Raw genomic sequence first — 15,562 nt, forward strand, 5'->3', positions numbered from 1 at the left:
GCGGCGGGCGGCCGGTCACCGGGACCCGTTGACCGCCTCCGCGGGCTGCACGGCCAGGAGCTCCTCCGGGAGGGTCACCTGTGCCGTGACGCCGCGGCCGGGCGACGGGTGCAGCGACACCCGCACGCCCAGCCGCTCGGCCAGCCTGCCCACCACGTGGTGGCCCAGACAGCGGGTCGGCGCCACCAGGAAGCTCTGCTCGCCCCGCAGCCTGGCGTTGGCCGCGGCCAGCTCCCCGGCCGTCATGCCCATGCCGTAGTCGGAGATCGTGACGCGGCACTCACCCTCGGCGGCCCGTGACACCACGTCCACCTCCGACTCGGGCGGCGAGTAGCCCAGCGCGTTCTCCATCAGCTCGGCCAGCATGTGCGCCACCTCCGCCACCACCGGACCCCGCACGTGCGCCCGGCCCACCACCCGCAGCGCCACCCGGTGGTGCTCCTCGACCTCGGCCAGCACCGACCGGAGCACCTCGTCCACCGGCACCGGTTCCGACGAGCGCCGCTGCCCCCGCGTGCCGGTCAGGACCAGCAGGCTCTCGGCGTTCCTGCGCAGACGGCTGGTCACGCGGTCCAGCTCGCACAGCCTGGCCAGCACGGCGGGATCCGACTCGTCGCGCTGCAGCACGCTGATGAACGTCAGCTGCCGGTGCACCAGATCCCGGTGCCGCGTCCCCAGCTCGCCCAGCGACGCGGCCGCGTCCCGCCGGATCGCCGCCCGCCCGGCCGCGATCCGCACCGCCGCCTCATGCATGTCACCCAGCGCCCCTGCCAGCCGCGCGAACTCCCCAGCGGTTCCCCCGCTCCGGATCGCCCCGCTGACCTTGTCCGAGCCCTTCCCACCGTAGGAGGCCCCCCCGAAGCCCGAAGCGGTCCCCCGCGCGGGCTCCTCACCGAGGCGGAACGTGCTCTCGTACGGAGGCTCGCCTCCCTGGAGGTGCTTGTCGCGGGATGTGCTTTCGTACGGTGGCGCGACCTCCAGAGGGTGCTTGTCCCGGGTTGTGTTCTCGTGTGTGGGCTCGACCCTGAGGGGGTGCTTGCTGGGAAGCGAGTGGGTTCTGTCGCTGAGTGGGTGTTTGACGCGGAATGAGAGGCCTGGGACTTCGCGCGAGTGGTCCTGGCGCGCGTCCGAGGTCGGGCGGCTCGCCGGCTGGCCTGGAGTCCCGGCTCTGCGGGTTTCTCTCCCGTACGAGGCATTTCCGAGGCTTGGAAGGCGTGCGGACGGCAGAGGGAAAGAGGCGTCGTAGGCGCGCCACAGGTGGGCGGGGCGAGTCCCTGGGGCGTGGAGGCCGGACGGGGGCGTGCCGGGGACGGCGAGGCGGGGCGTCTCCGCTGCCTCCAGGGTGGCGATGTGGCGCGCCAGGGCGGTGGCCTCGCCGGTGAGCCTGCGGAGGGGACGCGTGATCGAACGTGCCATGAGCGCCCCCAGTGCCCCCATGACCAGCAGGAACGCGGCACCCAGACCGGCCAGCCAGGTCAGGTGCCGGGTGTGGCGTTCGCGGGCCGCCGTCGCCAGGACATGTGCTTCGCGTCCGGCCACGTGCTGCACGGCGCGCAGGGCGTCGGCGTAGGCGCCGCTGGCCGCGAGCCAGGTACGCGTGCGGACCGTCAGAGGCGTGCCGGGGGAGGCGGCGAGGGCCCGGCGTTCCAGCCGTGCCGTCCTGGCCGCCGGAGCGCCCCGCTGCGCCCGCTCCAGCGCGGCCACGCCTTCAGGACCGGCGGTTCGGCGGTACCGGTCCAGGGCGTCCGTCATGGAGGCGCGGGCCTCCAGGAAGGTGATGTACTCGACCTGGGTGAACGCGCCCGTCGCGAAGGCCGCCGCGGCCACCGCCCGCTGCCGTGCGGCCGCCTCCTTGGCCCGGCTGATAGCCTCCAGCGCCTGCAACGGTCTCAGCAGCGACGGGTCTGTCCGGCCGACCTCCGTGCCGAACGACCCGTCTGCCAACTCCGTGATCACATCGGTGAACGCCTCGAAGACGTCCTGCCGCACCCTCGGCCCCCTGTCGACCGGCACCCTCCGACCAGCGGACGCACCGATCTCGGCACCGACGCCTTCCGTCTTGCCGGTCAAACCCTGGGTGGAAGTCACGCCGGCGACCCCCGTCCCTTCGGTACCGGCCACCGCGTCCTGAGTAGGGGTCACGGCGGGGTCTGAGGCACCTTCGGCGGTCCTGTCGAGGGTGGGGTTCGCGGCGCCATCAGCGGTCATGTCCCACGTGGGCGGCGCGACGCCATCGGTGGTTGTGGTCAGGGTGGCGGCTCCTGGGCTCACGAGCGCGCCGTAAGGGCCCACCAGTGGTGCGGTCGGTGTGGGAGTCGCCTGCCGGGTGCGGGAAAGGGGGCCGCCGGGAGTGGCGGGGGCGTCGGGGGACAGGGCGAGGGCCGGGGTGCCGGTGCGAGGGCGGTCGAGGGTGGGGAGGCGGGCGAGCGCGTCGCGTACTGGTCCGTACGCGGTGGGAGGGGCGGTGGCGAGCAGGTGGGAGAGGGCCGAACGGGCGTGGTCGGTGGCGTGGCGGGCGGGGGCGAGGTCGGGCCTGACGCGCGGCTCGCCGGCGAGCAGCGCCGCGAGGAGGGCACGTTCGCGCTGGAGCGCGTGGACGAGATCCTGGACGGCGAGCACCAGTGTCACGTGCCGGGCCGTGGCGTCGGCGTCGGCGCGGGCGTGCAGGCGGGCCGCCGCCTCCGCGGCCATCCCGGTGATCAGCAGGAGTGTGGGCACGGCCAGCACGAGCACGAGACGCGTCCTGACGCGCATCGGCCGCGACACGTGCTCTCGGACACCGCCCGGTTCTGGCGCGCGTCGGCGAGCGGGAGAGACGGCCATCGACCCCCTCGTAGAGTGATCTCAGGAAGGCTGCACGGGACACGATATTGCGCAGGGTGTTCGTGTGGTTGCGTAACGTGGAGAATCCGAGGTGGCTGGTGACGGTTCCGGTGTTCCTGACGGGCGAGCTCGACGGCCCCGAGCTGGTGCTCGGCGGCCCCGAAGGGCGTCACGCGGCCACCGTCAGGCGGTTGCGGCCCGGGGAGCGGGTGGATCTCACCGACGGGGCGGGGTCGGTGGCCGAGTGCGTGGTGCTGGAGGTGCTCAAGGACTCGCTGCGGGTGGAGGTCCGGGGCAGGTACGAGGTCGCGCCGCCCAGGCCGAGACTGGTCGTCGTGCAGGGGCTGCCGAAGGGTGACAGGGGCGAGCTGGCGGTCGAGATGATGACCGAGGCCGGTGTCGACGTGATCGTTCCCTGGCAGGCGTCGCGGAGCATCACCCAGTGGAAGGGCGACAAGGTGGCCAAGGCGCTGCAGCGCTGGCGGTCGACGGCCCGCGAGGCGGGCAAGCAGGCCCGGCGCTTCCATCTGCCCGAGGTGACCGAGCCGGTCTCGACGGCCGGGGCGGTGAAGCTGCTGGCCGGGGCGGCGCTGGGGCTGGTGCTGCACGAGGAGGCCGCGGCGCCGCTGTCGCGGGTGGCGCTCCCGGACGACGGTGACATCGTCGTCGTGGTCGGGCCCGAGGGCGGGGTGTCGGAGCGTGAACTGGCGGAGTTCCTGGCGGCGGGGGCCGCGTCGGTGCTGCTGGGGCCGACGGTGCTGCGCACCTCGACCGCGGGGGTGGCCGCCGCGGCGGTCCTGCTCACCCGTACAGGACGCTGGTGACACCCGGGAGGGCCGGTGACGCGGGTGGGTGGGGGAGTGCGCGGCGGTCAGGGAAGGGGAGTCACGACGTGTTCGCGCTGATCAGAGGGCTGGGCATGTCCGAGATGGTCGGCACCGGGTCCAGCGTCGAGCACTCCTCGTCCGGGCAGGGCGTCGGCGTGGGTGACACCTCCGGCTCGGACGGCGAAGGCGTCGGCGGATCGTCGGCCTCAGGGCAGTCGGCCGGCTGCTCCGCCTGGTCGGCCGTCGACGGGCAGGGGGTCGGCGTGGGGGTGGGCGTCGGCTTGGCGGTCGAGCGGGCCGTCTCCGACGGGCGGGGCTCCTGCTTCTGCGACGGCTCGGACGACGTCGGCGGCGGCACGACGAGAGGCTCGCTCTCCCGTACGGTCGACTTGGGCGAGGCGGGCCGGCTGGTCGAGGACTTCGCCGGCGGGGTGGCGCTGGAAGTGGTGCGCACCTCGAGATAGGGCGCCTCGACGACGCGCTGGCGCAGGTCGGGCACCACCATCACGATCGTGCCCGCCACCAGCACCGCGCTCGCCGCGGCCGCCCCGGCCCGCCACCAGAAGAGGTTGCGCGCGCCGCGCCGCTCGATCTTCGTACGGATGACGTCGAGCCCGTCCGGCGAGGGCACGACCGCGTCCGCCTCCGCACGGAGGGCACGGCGCAGGACCTCGCCGTACTCGTCGGGGGGCTGGGTCATGACATCTTCTCCAGGACGGAACGCAGGGCGGCCATGCCACGTGCCGTGTGGCTCTTCACCGCCCCCTTGCTGATGCCCATGGCGTGGGCGATCTCGGCTTCGGACAGATCACCGTAGTAACGAAGGACCAGTGCCTCCCTCTGGCGAGACGGTAGCGCCCGCAACGCCTCGATGACCGCGGACCGTTCGAACTCGCCGATGGCGCCGTGCTCCGCGCTCGGCGCGTCGGGCAGGCCCTTGGGGGCGTACTTCTCCACGACCGCCCGATGGCGCAGCACGGACCGGGACCGGTTGACGACGGACTGCCGTAGGTAGGCGAGCGCCTTGTCGGGGTCACGCAACCTGCGCCAGGCGCCGTGGATGGCGACGAACGCATCCTGCACGACTTCCTCCGCGGTTGCCATGTCGCGCACCAGCAACACGGCGAGACGAACTAATGACCGAAAATGCGCACTGTAAAGCGCGGTCACGGCCATGTCGGCGTCCCACCCGACCGGCACCGCCCCCATGGATCTGTCGACCAGGAGGGTTTCGGTGGTCACATCAGTGGGACGCGCGGCCTTCCCTGACGGTTTACGTTCTTCCGGTTCCTTTGGGGGCATGACCCAGTTGTGTCCTCGCCAGGTGGTCTCGCCCGAGGCTGAATCGTTCGCTGCGATGGTGCACTGACACCCTAACCGCGGGGATCTTCGGGTGCCACGACGGATCCGGTCACCGATTCGCAACGCTGATCAGCGTACATGCCGAGCAGCAGGTCAGGGTCGTCGAGGCTTACGGACAGGAGAGCCACCCCTATCGGTAAGGTGATCGGATGACAGACTGCCTGTTCTGCAAGATCGTGGCCAAGGAGATCCCGGCCGAGATCGTCTACGAGAACGACGGGGCGCTCGCGTTCCGCGACATCAACCCGCAGGCCCCCACCCACGTCCTCGTCATCCCCAAGGAGCACCACGCCGACGCCGCCGCGCTGGCCCGCGCCGACCAGGGGCTGGCCGACGAGGTGCTCAAGGCCGCGCACGCGGTCGCCGTCCAGGAAGGCGTGGCCGACGAGGGCTACCGGGTCGTGTTCAACACCGGACCCGGCGCCGGGCAGACCGTCTTCCACGTGCACGCGCACGTTCTGGGCGGCCGCAACCTGACATGGCCGCCCGGCTGATATTGCCGCGAGGAAACGTTCCGCCCCCGGATACGATGGGTGAAGAAGATAAGCCCTCGAGACCGGGAGGCATCAGGCCACGCTGGCCTGCCCATGTCCGAACTACACGAATCCCGACGCACGGCACCTCCAACGCGCACACAAGCCAAGGTGCTGATTCCGGACGAGTACCCCATGGTCAGCCTCCTGGGCTCCCGCGACGAGCTGCTACGCGTCATCGAGGGCGCCTTCAAGGCCGACATCCACGTCCGCGGCAATGAGATCACCGTCACCGGCAGCCCCGACGAGAGCGGCACTGTCGTCCGGCTCTTCGAGGAGCTGGTCGAAGTGCTGCGCAGCGGCGGCGACCTCACACCCGACGCAGTCGAGCGGAGCATCGCCATGCTCCGGATGACCTCCGAGCGCCCGGCCGAAGTGCTGTCGCTCGACATCCTGTCCTCGCGCGGGCGCACCATCCGCCCCAAGACGGCCAACCAGAAGCGCTACGTCGACGCCATCGACAAGCACACGGTCGTGTTCGGCATCGGCCCCGCCGGCACCGGCAAGACCTACCTGGCGATGGCCAAGGCGGTCCGGGCGCTCCAGGAGAAGCGGGTCAACCGCATCATCCTCACCCGCCCGGCGGTCGAGGCCGGCGAACGGCTCGGCTTCCTGCCCGGCACGCTGTACGAGAAGATCGACCCCTACCTCCGGCCGCTGTACGACGCGCTGCACGACATGGTCGACCCCGACTCGATCCCCAAGCTGATGGCGGCGGGCACGATCGAGGTGGCGCCCCTCGCATATATGCGCGGTAGGACCCTTAACGACGCATTTATCATCCTTGATGAAGCGCAGAACTCGTCGGCCGAGCAGATGAAGATGTTCCTGACGAGGCTCGGGTTCAACAGCAAGATCGTGGTGACCGGTGACGTGACGCAGGTCGACCTGCCGGCGGGCACGGTGAGCGGTCTGCGGGTGGTGCAGGAGATCCTCGACGGCATCGACGACATCCACTTCTCGCAGCTGACGAGCGCCGACGTGGTGCGTCACAAGCTGGTGAGCGAGATCGTCGACGCCTACGGCCGCTATGACGCCCTGCGCACTCCCGAACCGATTCAGCAGCGGGGTAAGCGACGATGAGCATCGAGATCAACAACGAGTCCGGGGTGGGCGTCGACGAGGAGTCGCTCGTCGCGCTGTCCACCCACGTGCTGTCCGAGATGGGCATCAACCCGCTGGCCGAGCTGTCGCTCGTGGTCGTCGACGAGAACGTGATGGCCGAGCTGCACGAGAAGTGGATGGGCGAGCCCGGCCCGACGGACGTGCTCGCCTTCCCGATGGACGAGCTGCGGCCCGGCGGCGGCGCCAGGGGCGAGTCCGAGGGGCCGGCCGATCCGGCGCTGCTGGGTGACGTGGTGCTGTGCCCGCAGGTGGCGGCGCGGCAGGCGGAGGAGGCCGGGCACAGCGCTCAGGACGAGATCGAATTGCTCTGCACCCATGGCATCCTGCATCTGCTCGGTTACGATCATGCAGAGCCTGAGGAGCACAAGGAGATGTTCGGTCTTCAGGCGCGGTTGCTCGAAGGGTGGCGGGAGGTGCGCAGCTCGCGGTGAACGCCTGGTTGCCGTTGGCCATCGTCCTCGTTGTGGTCGGTGGCCTGATCGCCAGCACGGAGACGGCGCTGACGCGGATCTCGCGGGTCCGCGCCGAGGAGGCCGTGCGCGACGGCAGGCGTGGCGCCCAGCGGCTGCACGCCATCGTCACGGACGCGCCGCGCTATCTGAACCTGCTGCTCCTGCTGCGGCTGAGCTGTGAGCTGGTCGCGACGGTGATCGCGACGTTGCTGTTCATCGATCTGTTGGACGATCAGGGCTGGGCCTACTTCTCCGCGGCCGCGGTGATGATCCTGGTGAGTTACGTGATCGTGGGCGTGATGCCGCGCACGCTGGGCCGTCAGCACGCCGAGCCCATCGCGCTCGCGGGGGCGCCGATCGTGTACGGGCTGACGAAGATCTTCGGCCCCCTGCCGAAGCTGCTCATCCTGCTGGGCAACGCGCTGACCCCGGGCAAGGGGTTCCGCGACGGTCCGTTCACCTCAGAGGCCGAGCTGCGTGATCTGGTCGACCTGGCCGAGGAGCGCCGGGTGATCGAGCCCGACGAGCGGGAGATGATCCACTCGGTCTTCGAGCTGGGCGACACGCTGGTGCGCGAGGTGATGGTGCCGCGCACCGACATGGTCTACATCGAGCGGGGCAAGACGCTCAGGCAGGCGCTGTCGCTGGCGTTGCGGAGCGGTTTCTCACGGGTCCCGGTGGTGGGCGAGAACGAGGACGACGTGATCGGCATCGCCTATCTCAAGGACATCACCCGCCGGGTGCACGAGTCGGGCGGCGACGGCGAGAAGGAGACGGTCGAGTCGATCATGCGGCCGGCGACGTACGTGCCGGAGAGCAAGCCGATCGACCAGTTGCTGCGTGAGATGCAGGCGAGGCAGACGCATCTGGCCATCGTGATCGACGAGTACGGCGGCACCGCGGGTCTGGTCACGATCGAGGACGTGCTGGAGGAGATCGTCGGGGAGATCACCGACGAGTACGACCAGGAGGCGCCGCGGGTGGAGCCGATGCCCGACGGCGGGGTGCGGGTGACGGCGCGGATGCCGGTCGACGAGCTGGGTGAGCTGTTCGACGCCGAGATCGAGGTCGACGACGTGGAGACGGTCGGCGGCCTGCTCGCGCACGCGCTGGGGCGGGTGCCGATCGCGGGGTCGAGGGCTGAGGTGGCGGGGCTTGAGCTGACCGCGGAGAGCCTGGCCGGCCGGCGCAACCGGATCAGCACGGTGGTGGTGCGGCGGGTCCGGGCCGATCAGGACGACGCGGTGCCGGCCGCGGCCGAGCAGGAGTGACCTCTGCCCGGTTCGCGGCAAGCGGTCGTCAAGCGAGTTGCAAGCGGGGTCCGCGAGTCTGTTTCCCGGCACCCTGTGCGGTGGGTGCCGGAGGGGGAAGCGCCCCGCCGCAGGGGGGTTCATGCGGCAGGGCGCTCCTGGGGGGACGACAACGTTCTGGCCAGCTAGCCGGTCGGACGTTGTTCGGCGTAAAGGGTGCTCTCGTCCGGATAACCGGGCGAGGGCACCCTTTTAGCGTTTGATCGTTTATTGGTAACTCCGGTGGATTGCCGTTTTCGCTGCTCGGGGAGGCTGGGCACCGGGGGGAATCATGAAACGCGGAACCCGGATCATCGTCTGTGGGCTCCTGGCCGGCGCTCTTGCGGCCTGCGGAGGCACAGAGGGGCTCGACGTGCGCGCGCTTGCCCACATGAAGGAGATCCTCAGCAAGGAGCCACGGCTGCCCGACGGTTTCTCACCGCGCTCGGAGCAGGCATGGCGGGCGCCGTTCACGCCGGCCGACCGCAACTGCCGGGCGGTGCTCGACGCGGCCGGTGGCCGGGCGCCGGAGCGGGGGCTGACCGCGCAGGCCGCGGCCAGCTACCAGGGCGACGAGCTGGGCGAGCAGGTCGGGGTGGGGCTGGCCAGGTACGCCGGTGCGGCCGACGAGCACATGGCCGCGCTGGCGGGGTCGCTGAGGGCGTGCCGGGAGGTGCGTGCCAAAGGCGGCACCCACCTGACTGCCACGCTGGTGCCGGTGGCGGACGTGGGGGACGAGGCGGTGTCGGGCGAGCTGCGCGGCCGGCTGAACGGCTACCCGTACGCGCTGGACGTGGTGCTGGCCCGTTCGGGGGACATGCTGGTCTCGCTGGTGCACACGAGCATGGCCGAGGTGGAGCCGCAGCGCACCCGCCAGCTCCTCGACGCCGTGATGCGGATGGCCAGCCCCTAACCTTGTCCTCGTGACACTCGATCCTGAAGACAGCAAGATCATTACTTTGGCGCGGGCGTCGCGGGCCCGCAACGGCTCCGCCGAGGGCGCGGCCGTGCGCGACGAGACCGGCCGCACGTACGCGGCCACCGACGTGACGCTGGCGGCGCTGCGGCTGTCCGCCGTGCAGGTGGCGGTGGCGACGGCGATCTCGAGCGGCGCCCGCTCGCTGGAGGCGGTGGCGCTGGTCACCGGCGGCGACGGGCCGTCCGACGACGACCGGGCCGTGGCGGCGGAGCTGGGCGTGACGGCCATCCTGGTGGCCGGCCCCGACGGCGCGCTGCGGGGCTGAGCATGCCGATGTCGCCCTACCTCGCGGAGGTGCGCGCCAAGCTGGGGCCCGACCTGCTGATGATGCCGTCGGTCTGCGGCTGCGTGTTCGACGACGAGGGCCGGCTGCTGCTGGCCCTCCATGGCGACGGAGGGCTGTGGGCGGCGCCCGGCGGCGCCGTGGACCCCGACGAACGCCCGCAGGAGGCCGTGCGCCGCGAGCTGCGCGAGGAGCTCGGGATCGACGTGCGGGTGCGCGGCCTGATCGGCGTCTACGGCGGGCCGGAGTTCCGGGTGCGCTACCCGAACGGCCACGAGTGCGCTTACATGATCGCGGTGTACGGGTGCGCGCTCGTGTCGGGCACGCCCACCCCCGACGACGACGAGATCAGCGAAGCCAGATGGGTCCGGGAGGACGAGCTGGCCGGGCTGCCGACGACGCCGTGGACGCCGCTGGTGATGCCCGAGGTGTTCGCCTGGTGGCGCGCGCAGGCCTCCTGATGGGCGAGAATCACTATGTGACCTCGCCAGACAGCCATCGCGCCGGATTCGCCTGCTTCGTGGGGAGGCCGAACGTCGGCAAGTCCACGCTCATGAACGCCCTGGTCGGCACGAAGGTGGCGATCACCTCGTCGAAGCCGCAGACGACCAGGCGGGTGATCAGGGGCATCGTACACCGCCCCGACGCGCAGCTCGTCATCGTCGACACGCCGGGGCTCCACCGCCCGCGCACCCTCCTCGGCGAGCGGCTCGACAGCCTGGTCCTGTCGACGCTGACCGAGGTCGACGTGATCGGGTTCTGCGTGCCGGCCAACGAGCCGATCGGCAAGGGCGACCGGTTCATCGCGGGCAAGCTCGCGGCGGTCAAGAAGACGCCGGTGATCGCCGTGGTCACCAAGTGCGACCTGGCGAGCAAGGAGCAGATCGCCAAGCAGCTGGTGGCGGTGTCGGAGATCGAGGAGTTCGCCGACGTGGTGCCGGTGTCGGCGCAGTCGGGCGAGCAGCTCGACGTGCTGGCCGACGTGCTGGTGCGCCACCTGCCCGAGTCGCCGCCGCTGTACGAGGACGGCCGGTTGACAGACGAGCCGGAGCAGGTGCTGGTCGGCGAGCTGATCCGGGAGGCGGCGCTGGAGGGCGTGCGCGACGAGCTGCCCCACTCGATCGCGGTCGTCGTCGACGAGATGCTGCCCAGGGCCGACCGCGACGACCTGCTCGACATCTACGCCCACATGTTCGTCGAGCGGCCGTCGCAGAAGGCCATCGTCATCGGCCGCAAGGGCGAGCGGCTGCGTGAGGTCGGCACCAACGCCCGCAAGCAGATCGAGGCGCTGCTCGGCACCCGCGTCTACCTCGATCTGCGCATCAGCGTGGCCAAGGACTGGCAGCGCGACCCCAAGCAGCTGCGCAGGCTCGGCTTCTACGACTGAGCCAGGCGGCGGCCGAGCAGCCGGCCGAAGGTGATCGCTGGGGTGACGAGCATGCCGGAGCAGAAGCTCTGCCCGCAGGTGGCGGCGGCGCCGATGACCTCGCCGATGGCGTAGAGGCCGGTGATGGGCTCGCCGTCGGCCCGGCGCACCCTGAAGCCGTCGTCGATGTCCAGGCCGGCGAACGTCACCAGCGAGATGGCGTGGTTGCGGATCGCGTAGAAGGGCGCCTCGGCCAGCGGCAGCGGCAGGTGGACGCGGCCGAAGTCGGGGTCGGACCCGGCGGCCACCGCCTCGTTGTAGCGGGCCGCGGTTGCGACCAGCCCTTCGGCGTCGATGCCGGTCTGTCCGGCCAGCTCCTCCAGCGTGGCGGCGCGGTGCACGCCCTCGCGCACGCCGGCCTGGGCGCGCAGCTCCTCGGGCGTCCAGCCGACCACGAGCGGGCGGCCCGACCGGGTCGACTCCAGCATCGCGTCGTCGAACACGGTCCAGAACGTCATGTCCGGGATGCGGGTGAGCGCGCGTTCCTTGGTGTCGATGGACGGCTCGTCCTCGGCCACCCAGCGGCGCCCGGTCTTGTCCACGTAGATCTCGACGGGCGGGCGCTCGGCGGCGACGAGCAGCTGCCGGTCGGACCAGTTGGCCTTGCCCGGGGTGGTGGGGTGGGGCAGGCCGCCGAAGCTCGGCAGGAACGAGCCGGTGCCCTGGATGCCGGCGTCGAGCTCCCTGGCCAGCAGGATGCCGTCGCCGGTGGAGGTCGGGTGGGCGGCCGACACCAGCGGCGCCCCCTCCAGCTCCAGGAACAGCTCGGGCTCCGCGGCGAACCCGCCGGTGGCCAGCACGACGTGGCGGGCGCTCACCCGTACGTCCTGGCCGTCGCGCAGGACGGTGACCCCGGTGACCCGGCCGTCGCCGCCCGTCAGCAGCTCGATCACGGGGGCGTTCTTCCACAGCTCCAGGCGGCCGGTGGCGGTGGCGTCGGCGAGCACCCGCTCGTACACCTCCAGGATCGACACCGCCTCGTCCACGCCGTAGTAGGTGCGCGCGGTCGTGTACGGCTCGTGCCCGTAGATGACGCGCGGCGTCTCCGGCGCGAAGCGGAAGCCGAGACCGTCGAGCCAGTCGACGGTCTCGGCGGCGTTCTCCACCACGGTGCGGACGAGGTCCTCGCGGACGGTGCCGCCGCTGATGCGGCGGATGTCGGCCAGGTGCGCCTCGACGGAGTCGGCGATGCCGCGCTCGGCCTGCCGCCGCGTCCCCGCGGCCGCCATGTGGCCGCCGGAGATGTGCAGCGTGCCGCCGACGCGGTGGTCCTTCTCCACCAGGAGCACCCGGGCGCCGCCGTGCGCGGCCTCCGCCGCGCACGGGATGCCCGCGGTGCCCGCGCCCACCACCACGAGGTCGTAGTCCAGTTCCACCAGTGATTCTCCTGAGATTCGGGTACGGTCAGGCGCCGGCCGGCACGTACCAGCGTTCGGGCTCGGCGCCGGGGACGCGGCGCTCCTCGATGACGGTGAGGCGGCTCAGCGCGCCGTCCTCGAAGTGCTGCCACAGGCGGGTGCGATAGTCGCCGGTGGGCATCGACATCTCGACGATGCGCTCCCGCGGGCGGTCGTTCCAGCCGAAGGTGAACACGATGGCCTGGTCGCCGGCGCGGGCGGTGGTGCCCCACATCTCGGTGTCGACGAACTGGACCGAGTCGCCGTCGACGATCGCGCGGTAGTGCCGCACCGCCGGTTCGGCGCCCTCGCGCAGGTAGACGACCTTCTCGGTCCAGTCGGTGCCTTCCATCCGGCCTTCCTGACGGCTGGGGTAGCGCTCCAGCACGGTGCCGTCGGGGGCGAGCACGGTGTAGGTGCCCTCCCACACTCCGGACATGTCGCGCAGGATGTCGGCGATGGTCATCGTTACTCCGTCTCGGTGGGGGTGCCGTCGTAGTACCAGGGGCGGATGCCGGCGTTGCCCCGCATGAGCAGGGCGCGGCGGCGGAGGAAGCGCCGCACGGACGGCGGCCCCATGCGGGACGCGCCGAGCCCGGACGACTTGAAGGAGTTCTTCTCCGCTTCGGGGAACATGCCGGTCAGGCAGACGTCGTTGACGCTGACCGCACCGGCCTCCAGCCGGTGCGCGACCGGGGCGGCCTGCTCGGCGGTGGCGGCGAAGACGGCCGCGCTCAGCCCGAACTCGGTGTCGTTGGCGAGCGTGACGGCCTCGTCCTCGCCGTCGAAGGGCATGATCGGGATGATCGGGCCGAACGTCTCCTCGCGCATCACCCGCATGGAGTGGTCGACGCCGGTCAGCACGGTGGGCCGCAGATAGGCGCCCCCGCCGAGATACTGGATCGTGCCGCCGGTCCGGATCACGGCGCCCTTGGCGACGGCCTCCTCCAGCTGCTCGCGGATGACGTCCACCTGGGCGTCGCTGATGATCGGCCCAATCTGGCCGTCGCCGATGTCCGGGTACGCGAGCTCGACCTGTTCGGCCTTGGCCACCAGCGCCTCGGTGAACTCCTCGACCACCGTGTGGTCCACGTACACCCGCTCGATGGACATGCAGGAGTGGCCGGAGTTGATCGTCGAGCCCCACAGGATGGCGGAGGAGGCGGCGTCCAGGTCGGCCGAGGCGGTGACGATCGCCGGGTCCTTGCCGCCCAGCTCAAGGAAGGCGGGGATGAAGTGCTCGGCGGCCGCGCGGCCCACCGCGCGGCCGGTGCGCACGCTGCCGGTGAAGCACACCGCGTCGGCCACCGCGACCATGGTGGCGCCGGTGGCGCCGTCGCCCTCCACCACGGTGAGTACGCCCGCCAGCTCCTCGACCTCGGCCACGCACGTGCGCAGCACGGGGATGAAGCGCGGCGTCACCTCGCTCGGCTTCAGCAGCACCGCCGACCCGGCCAGCAGGGCGGGCACCGCGTCGATGAGGGCGAGCTGGAACGGGAAGTTCCACGGCGAGATCACCGCCACGACCGGGTACGGCACCAGGTCGCCGGTGACGTGCACGTCGGGGTCGGCGGTGGGGGCCGGATCCTCCGGGGCGAAGGCGGCTTCGGCGTACCGGCAGGTGCGCTCGATGCTGGTCAGCACCGAGTCGACCTCCAGCTGCGAGACCCAGCGGCGTCCCGTGTCGGTCTCCAGCCGGGCGACCAGCTCGTCGCGGTGCCGGGCGACCGCGTCGCCGAACGCGCGCAGCGCCTCGGCGCGCCGCTCGACCGGCTGGGCGGCCCACGCGCTCTGGCGGGCGCGCAGCGCGCCCGCGGCGGCGATGATCTCGTCGTCGCCCGCGGCGACGATGGTGTGGTCCGGGGTGCCGGTGCGGGGGTTCCGGACGTGGATCTCCCTGGGCATGTCGCCTCCTCAGATGAGGCCGTCGCCGGCCAGCCGTTCGATGACGGCACGCTGGGTGTTCACGAAGTGCTCTCGCCCGGTCTCGCCGGGCCGCACCGTGTCGGGCGGGTAGAAGGAGGTGCGGGCGTAGCTGGCCGCGTAGAGCTCGAACCGCTGGCGGGGGAGCAGGTTCATCATCTCCGGGGTCCTGCGGGCCCGGCGCAGCGCGGCCAGGTCGATCTCCGCGTTGGCGGCCATCGTCTCGCCCTGGCCGGCCTTGGCCAGCACGAGGCCGCGGTGGTCGACGATCTGGCTGCCGCCGTCGCCGGAGGCCGCGGGCATGCCGGTGCCGTACAGGCCGCCGGTGTTGGCGGAGACCACGTACGCGCCGTTCTCCACGGCGCGGGCCAGCTTGGCCACGTTCTTCGGCGAGAGGAGCGCGCTGCACACCTCCGACGAGCTGTGCAGGAACACCTCCGCGCCGCGCATGGCCAGGCAGCGGGCCACCTCGGGGAAGAGGATCTCCTCGGAGGCGATCGCGGCGAGCGTGCCGATCTCGGTCCTGGCGACGGGGAAGAGCGCGTCCTCGCCGTAGACGGCCAGGTAGCGGTCCAGGATGTCGTGCGGGGTCACGGCGTACATCGAGTTGAGCCGCCGGTAGCGGAGCACGGTCTCGCCCGCCGGGTCGAAGACGACCGACGCCTGGAAGTAGACGCCCGGGAAGTGCTCGTCCGTCTCGTAGCCGTTGACGCACAGGAAGACGCCCGCGTCCCTCGCGATGTCCGCGAGCCGGGCGTACTCCGGGCCGCCCGGCGCCAGGGCGGCGCGGTCGCACCACTCCTGGAACGGCTCCCCGATGGGGTGGCCGGTCAGCAGGTACTCCGGCAGGACGACCAGCCGCACGCCGGGGCCGACGAACCGCTTGGTCGCGGTGACCTGCTCGTGCACGCGGTCGACGGCGGCCCGTATCTGGTCGCGGGCGGCGGCCGCGCTCTCGGCGCGGTTGACGGCATGACAGGCGGTCTGCAGGGCGACAGCACGGTACGCGGTCGCGGGCGGATCCTGGGACACCCGATGCTCCTGTTCCACTCCATGAAACGGCGTTTCTGGTTTCTACAGGTTGGACTATAGGAAGCGCGCCGCGCAAGAGGAGGGAACCGTCCAACCTGCGACATCATTGAC

The 15,562-nt window shown here is 71.6% G+C and carries 16 protein-coding genes; 9 read left to right on the forward strand and 7 right to left on the reverse strand.

Translation table 11 applies throughout. The annotated features are described in order from the left end of the window. Window positions 1-15: 15 nt before the first annotated feature. Complete coding sequence (locus tag ACZ6YG_RS08940) at window positions 16-2,754, reverse strand: sensor histidine kinase (RefSeq protein ID WP_466017603.1); 2,739 nt, start codon at window positions 2,752-2,754, stop codon at window positions 16-18. 167 nt (window positions 2,755-2,921) lie between these two features. Here ACZ6YG_RS08940 and ACZ6YG_RS08945 point away from each other — a divergent pair, with 167 nt between their 5' ends. Continuing rightward, entirely contained in the window at window positions 2,922-3,647 is a 726-nt protein-coding gene (locus ACZ6YG_RS08945) for a 16S rRNA (uracil(1498)-N(3))-methyltransferase (protein ID WP_466017604.1), read from the forward strand. Between the two features lie 61 nt (window positions 3,648-3,708). On the opposite strand, the gene ACZ6YG_RS08950 is transcribed toward ACZ6YG_RS08945, so the two are convergent. Both ACZ6YG_RS08950 and ACZ6YG_RS08955 read right to left on the reverse strand, forming a co-directional pair. Continuing rightward, window positions 3,709-4,350: a hypothetical protein gene (locus tag ACZ6YG_RS08950; RefSeq protein WP_466017605.1), complete on the reverse strand. Its 642-nt coding sequence runs from the start codon at window positions 4,348-4,350 to the stop codon at window positions 3,709-3,711. Further along, the gene (locus ACZ6YG_RS08955; RefSeq protein WP_148034834.1) at window positions 4,347-4,859 is read right to left on the reverse strand and encodes a SigE family RNA polymerase sigma factor; all 513 of its coding nucleotides are present in this window, start codon (window positions 4,857-4,859) and stop codon (window positions 4,347-4,349) included. The genes ACZ6YG_RS08950 and ACZ6YG_RS08955 overlap by 4 nt, the downstream gene beginning before the upstream one ends. 302 nt (window positions 4,860-5,161) lie before the next feature. On the opposite strand from ACZ6YG_RS08955, the gene ACZ6YG_RS08960 reads away from it, so the two are divergent. The 8 genes from ACZ6YG_RS08960 to era all read left to right on the forward strand — a co-directional run bounded on the left by ACZ6YG_RS08960 (window position 5,162) and on the right by era (window position 11,060). Next, a complete protein-coding gene (locus tag ACZ6YG_RS08960) occupies window positions 5,162-5,506 on the forward strand; it encodes a histidine triad nucleotide-binding protein (protein WP_148033486.1) in 345 nt (114 codons plus the stop codon). Window positions 5,507-5,599: 93 nt separating this feature from the next. Continuing rightward, window positions 5,600-6,628: a PhoH family protein gene (locus ACZ6YG_RS08965; RefSeq protein ID WP_148034833.1), complete on the forward strand. Its 1,029-nt coding sequence runs from the start codon at window positions 5,600-5,602 to the stop codon at window positions 6,626-6,628. Beyond that, window positions 6,625-7,101 (forward strand): rRNA maturation RNase YbeY, encoded by a 477-nt coding sequence (ybeY, locus tag ACZ6YG_RS08970; RefSeq protein ID WP_148033485.1) that lies wholly within the window; start codon window positions 6,625-6,627, stop codon window positions 7,099-7,101. The genes ACZ6YG_RS08965 and ybeY overlap by 4 nt, the downstream gene beginning before the upstream one ends. After that, a complete protein-coding gene (locus tag ACZ6YG_RS08975; RefSeq protein ID WP_187281317.1) occupies window positions 7,074-8,393 on the forward strand; it encodes a hemolysin family protein in 1,320 nt (439 codons plus the stop codon). Before ybeY ends, ACZ6YG_RS08975 begins: the two co-directional genes overlap by 28 nt. A 391-nt stretch (window positions 8,394-8,784) precedes the next feature. Continuing rightward, window positions 8,785-9,324 (forward strand): hypothetical protein, encoded by a 540-nt coding sequence (locus ACZ6YG_RS08980; protein ID WP_148033483.1) that lies wholly within the window; start codon window positions 8,785-8,787, stop codon window positions 9,322-9,324. A gap of 10 nt (window positions 9,325-9,334) precedes the next feature. Further along, the gene (locus ACZ6YG_RS08985) at window positions 9,335-9,655 is read left to right on the forward strand and encodes a cytidine deaminase (protein ID WP_466017606.1); all 321 of its coding nucleotides are present in this window, start codon (window positions 9,335-9,337) and stop codon (window positions 9,653-9,655) included. Between the two features lie 2 nt (window positions 9,656-9,657). After that, complete coding sequence (locus ACZ6YG_RS08990; protein WP_466017607.1) at window positions 9,658-10,134, forward strand: NUDIX domain-containing protein; 477 nt, start codon at window positions 9,658-9,660, stop codon at window positions 10,132-10,134. Between the two features lie 17 nt (window positions 10,135-10,151). Further along, window positions 10,152-11,060 carry a GTPase Era gene (era, locus tag ACZ6YG_RS08995; protein WP_308248850.1) on the forward strand — a complete coding sequence of 303 codons (909 nt, stop codon included), beginning with the start codon at window positions 10,152-10,154 and terminating at the stop codon, window positions 11,058-11,060. Here era and ACZ6YG_RS09000 read toward each other — a convergent pair. From ACZ6YG_RS09000 to ACZ6YG_RS09015, 4 genes are read right to left on the reverse strand one after another with little or no spacing between them, the layout of a single operon-like run. After that, window positions 11,051-12,475, reverse strand: a complete 1,425-nt coding sequence (locus ACZ6YG_RS09000) for an FAD-dependent oxidoreductase (protein WP_466017608.1) — start codon at window positions 12,473-12,475, stop codon at window positions 11,051-11,053. The genes era and ACZ6YG_RS09000 overlap by 10 nt on opposite strands. 28 nt (window positions 12,476-12,503) lie before the next feature. Next, complete coding sequence (locus tag ACZ6YG_RS09005; RefSeq protein ID WP_466017609.1) at window positions 12,504-12,962, reverse strand: DUF3598 family protein; 459 nt, start codon at window positions 12,960-12,962, stop codon at window positions 12,504-12,506. A gap of 2 nt (window positions 12,963-12,964) precedes the next feature. Further along, window positions 12,965-14,401 (reverse strand): aldehyde dehydrogenase family protein, encoded by a 1,437-nt coding sequence (locus ACZ6YG_RS09010; protein WP_466017610.1) that lies wholly within the window; start codon window positions 14,399-14,401, stop codon window positions 12,965-12,967. A 9-nt stretch (window positions 14,402-14,410) separates the two neighbouring features. Beyond that, window positions 14,411-15,451 carry a nitrilase-related carbon-nitrogen hydrolase gene (locus ACZ6YG_RS09015; RefSeq protein WP_466017611.1) on the reverse strand — a complete coding sequence of 347 codons (1,041 nt, stop codon included), beginning with the start codon at window positions 15,449-15,451 and terminating at the stop codon, window positions 14,411-14,413. Window positions 15,452-15,562: the final 111 nt, after the last annotated feature.

Source organism: Nonomuraea sp. NPDC054003 (assembly GCF_055585125.1).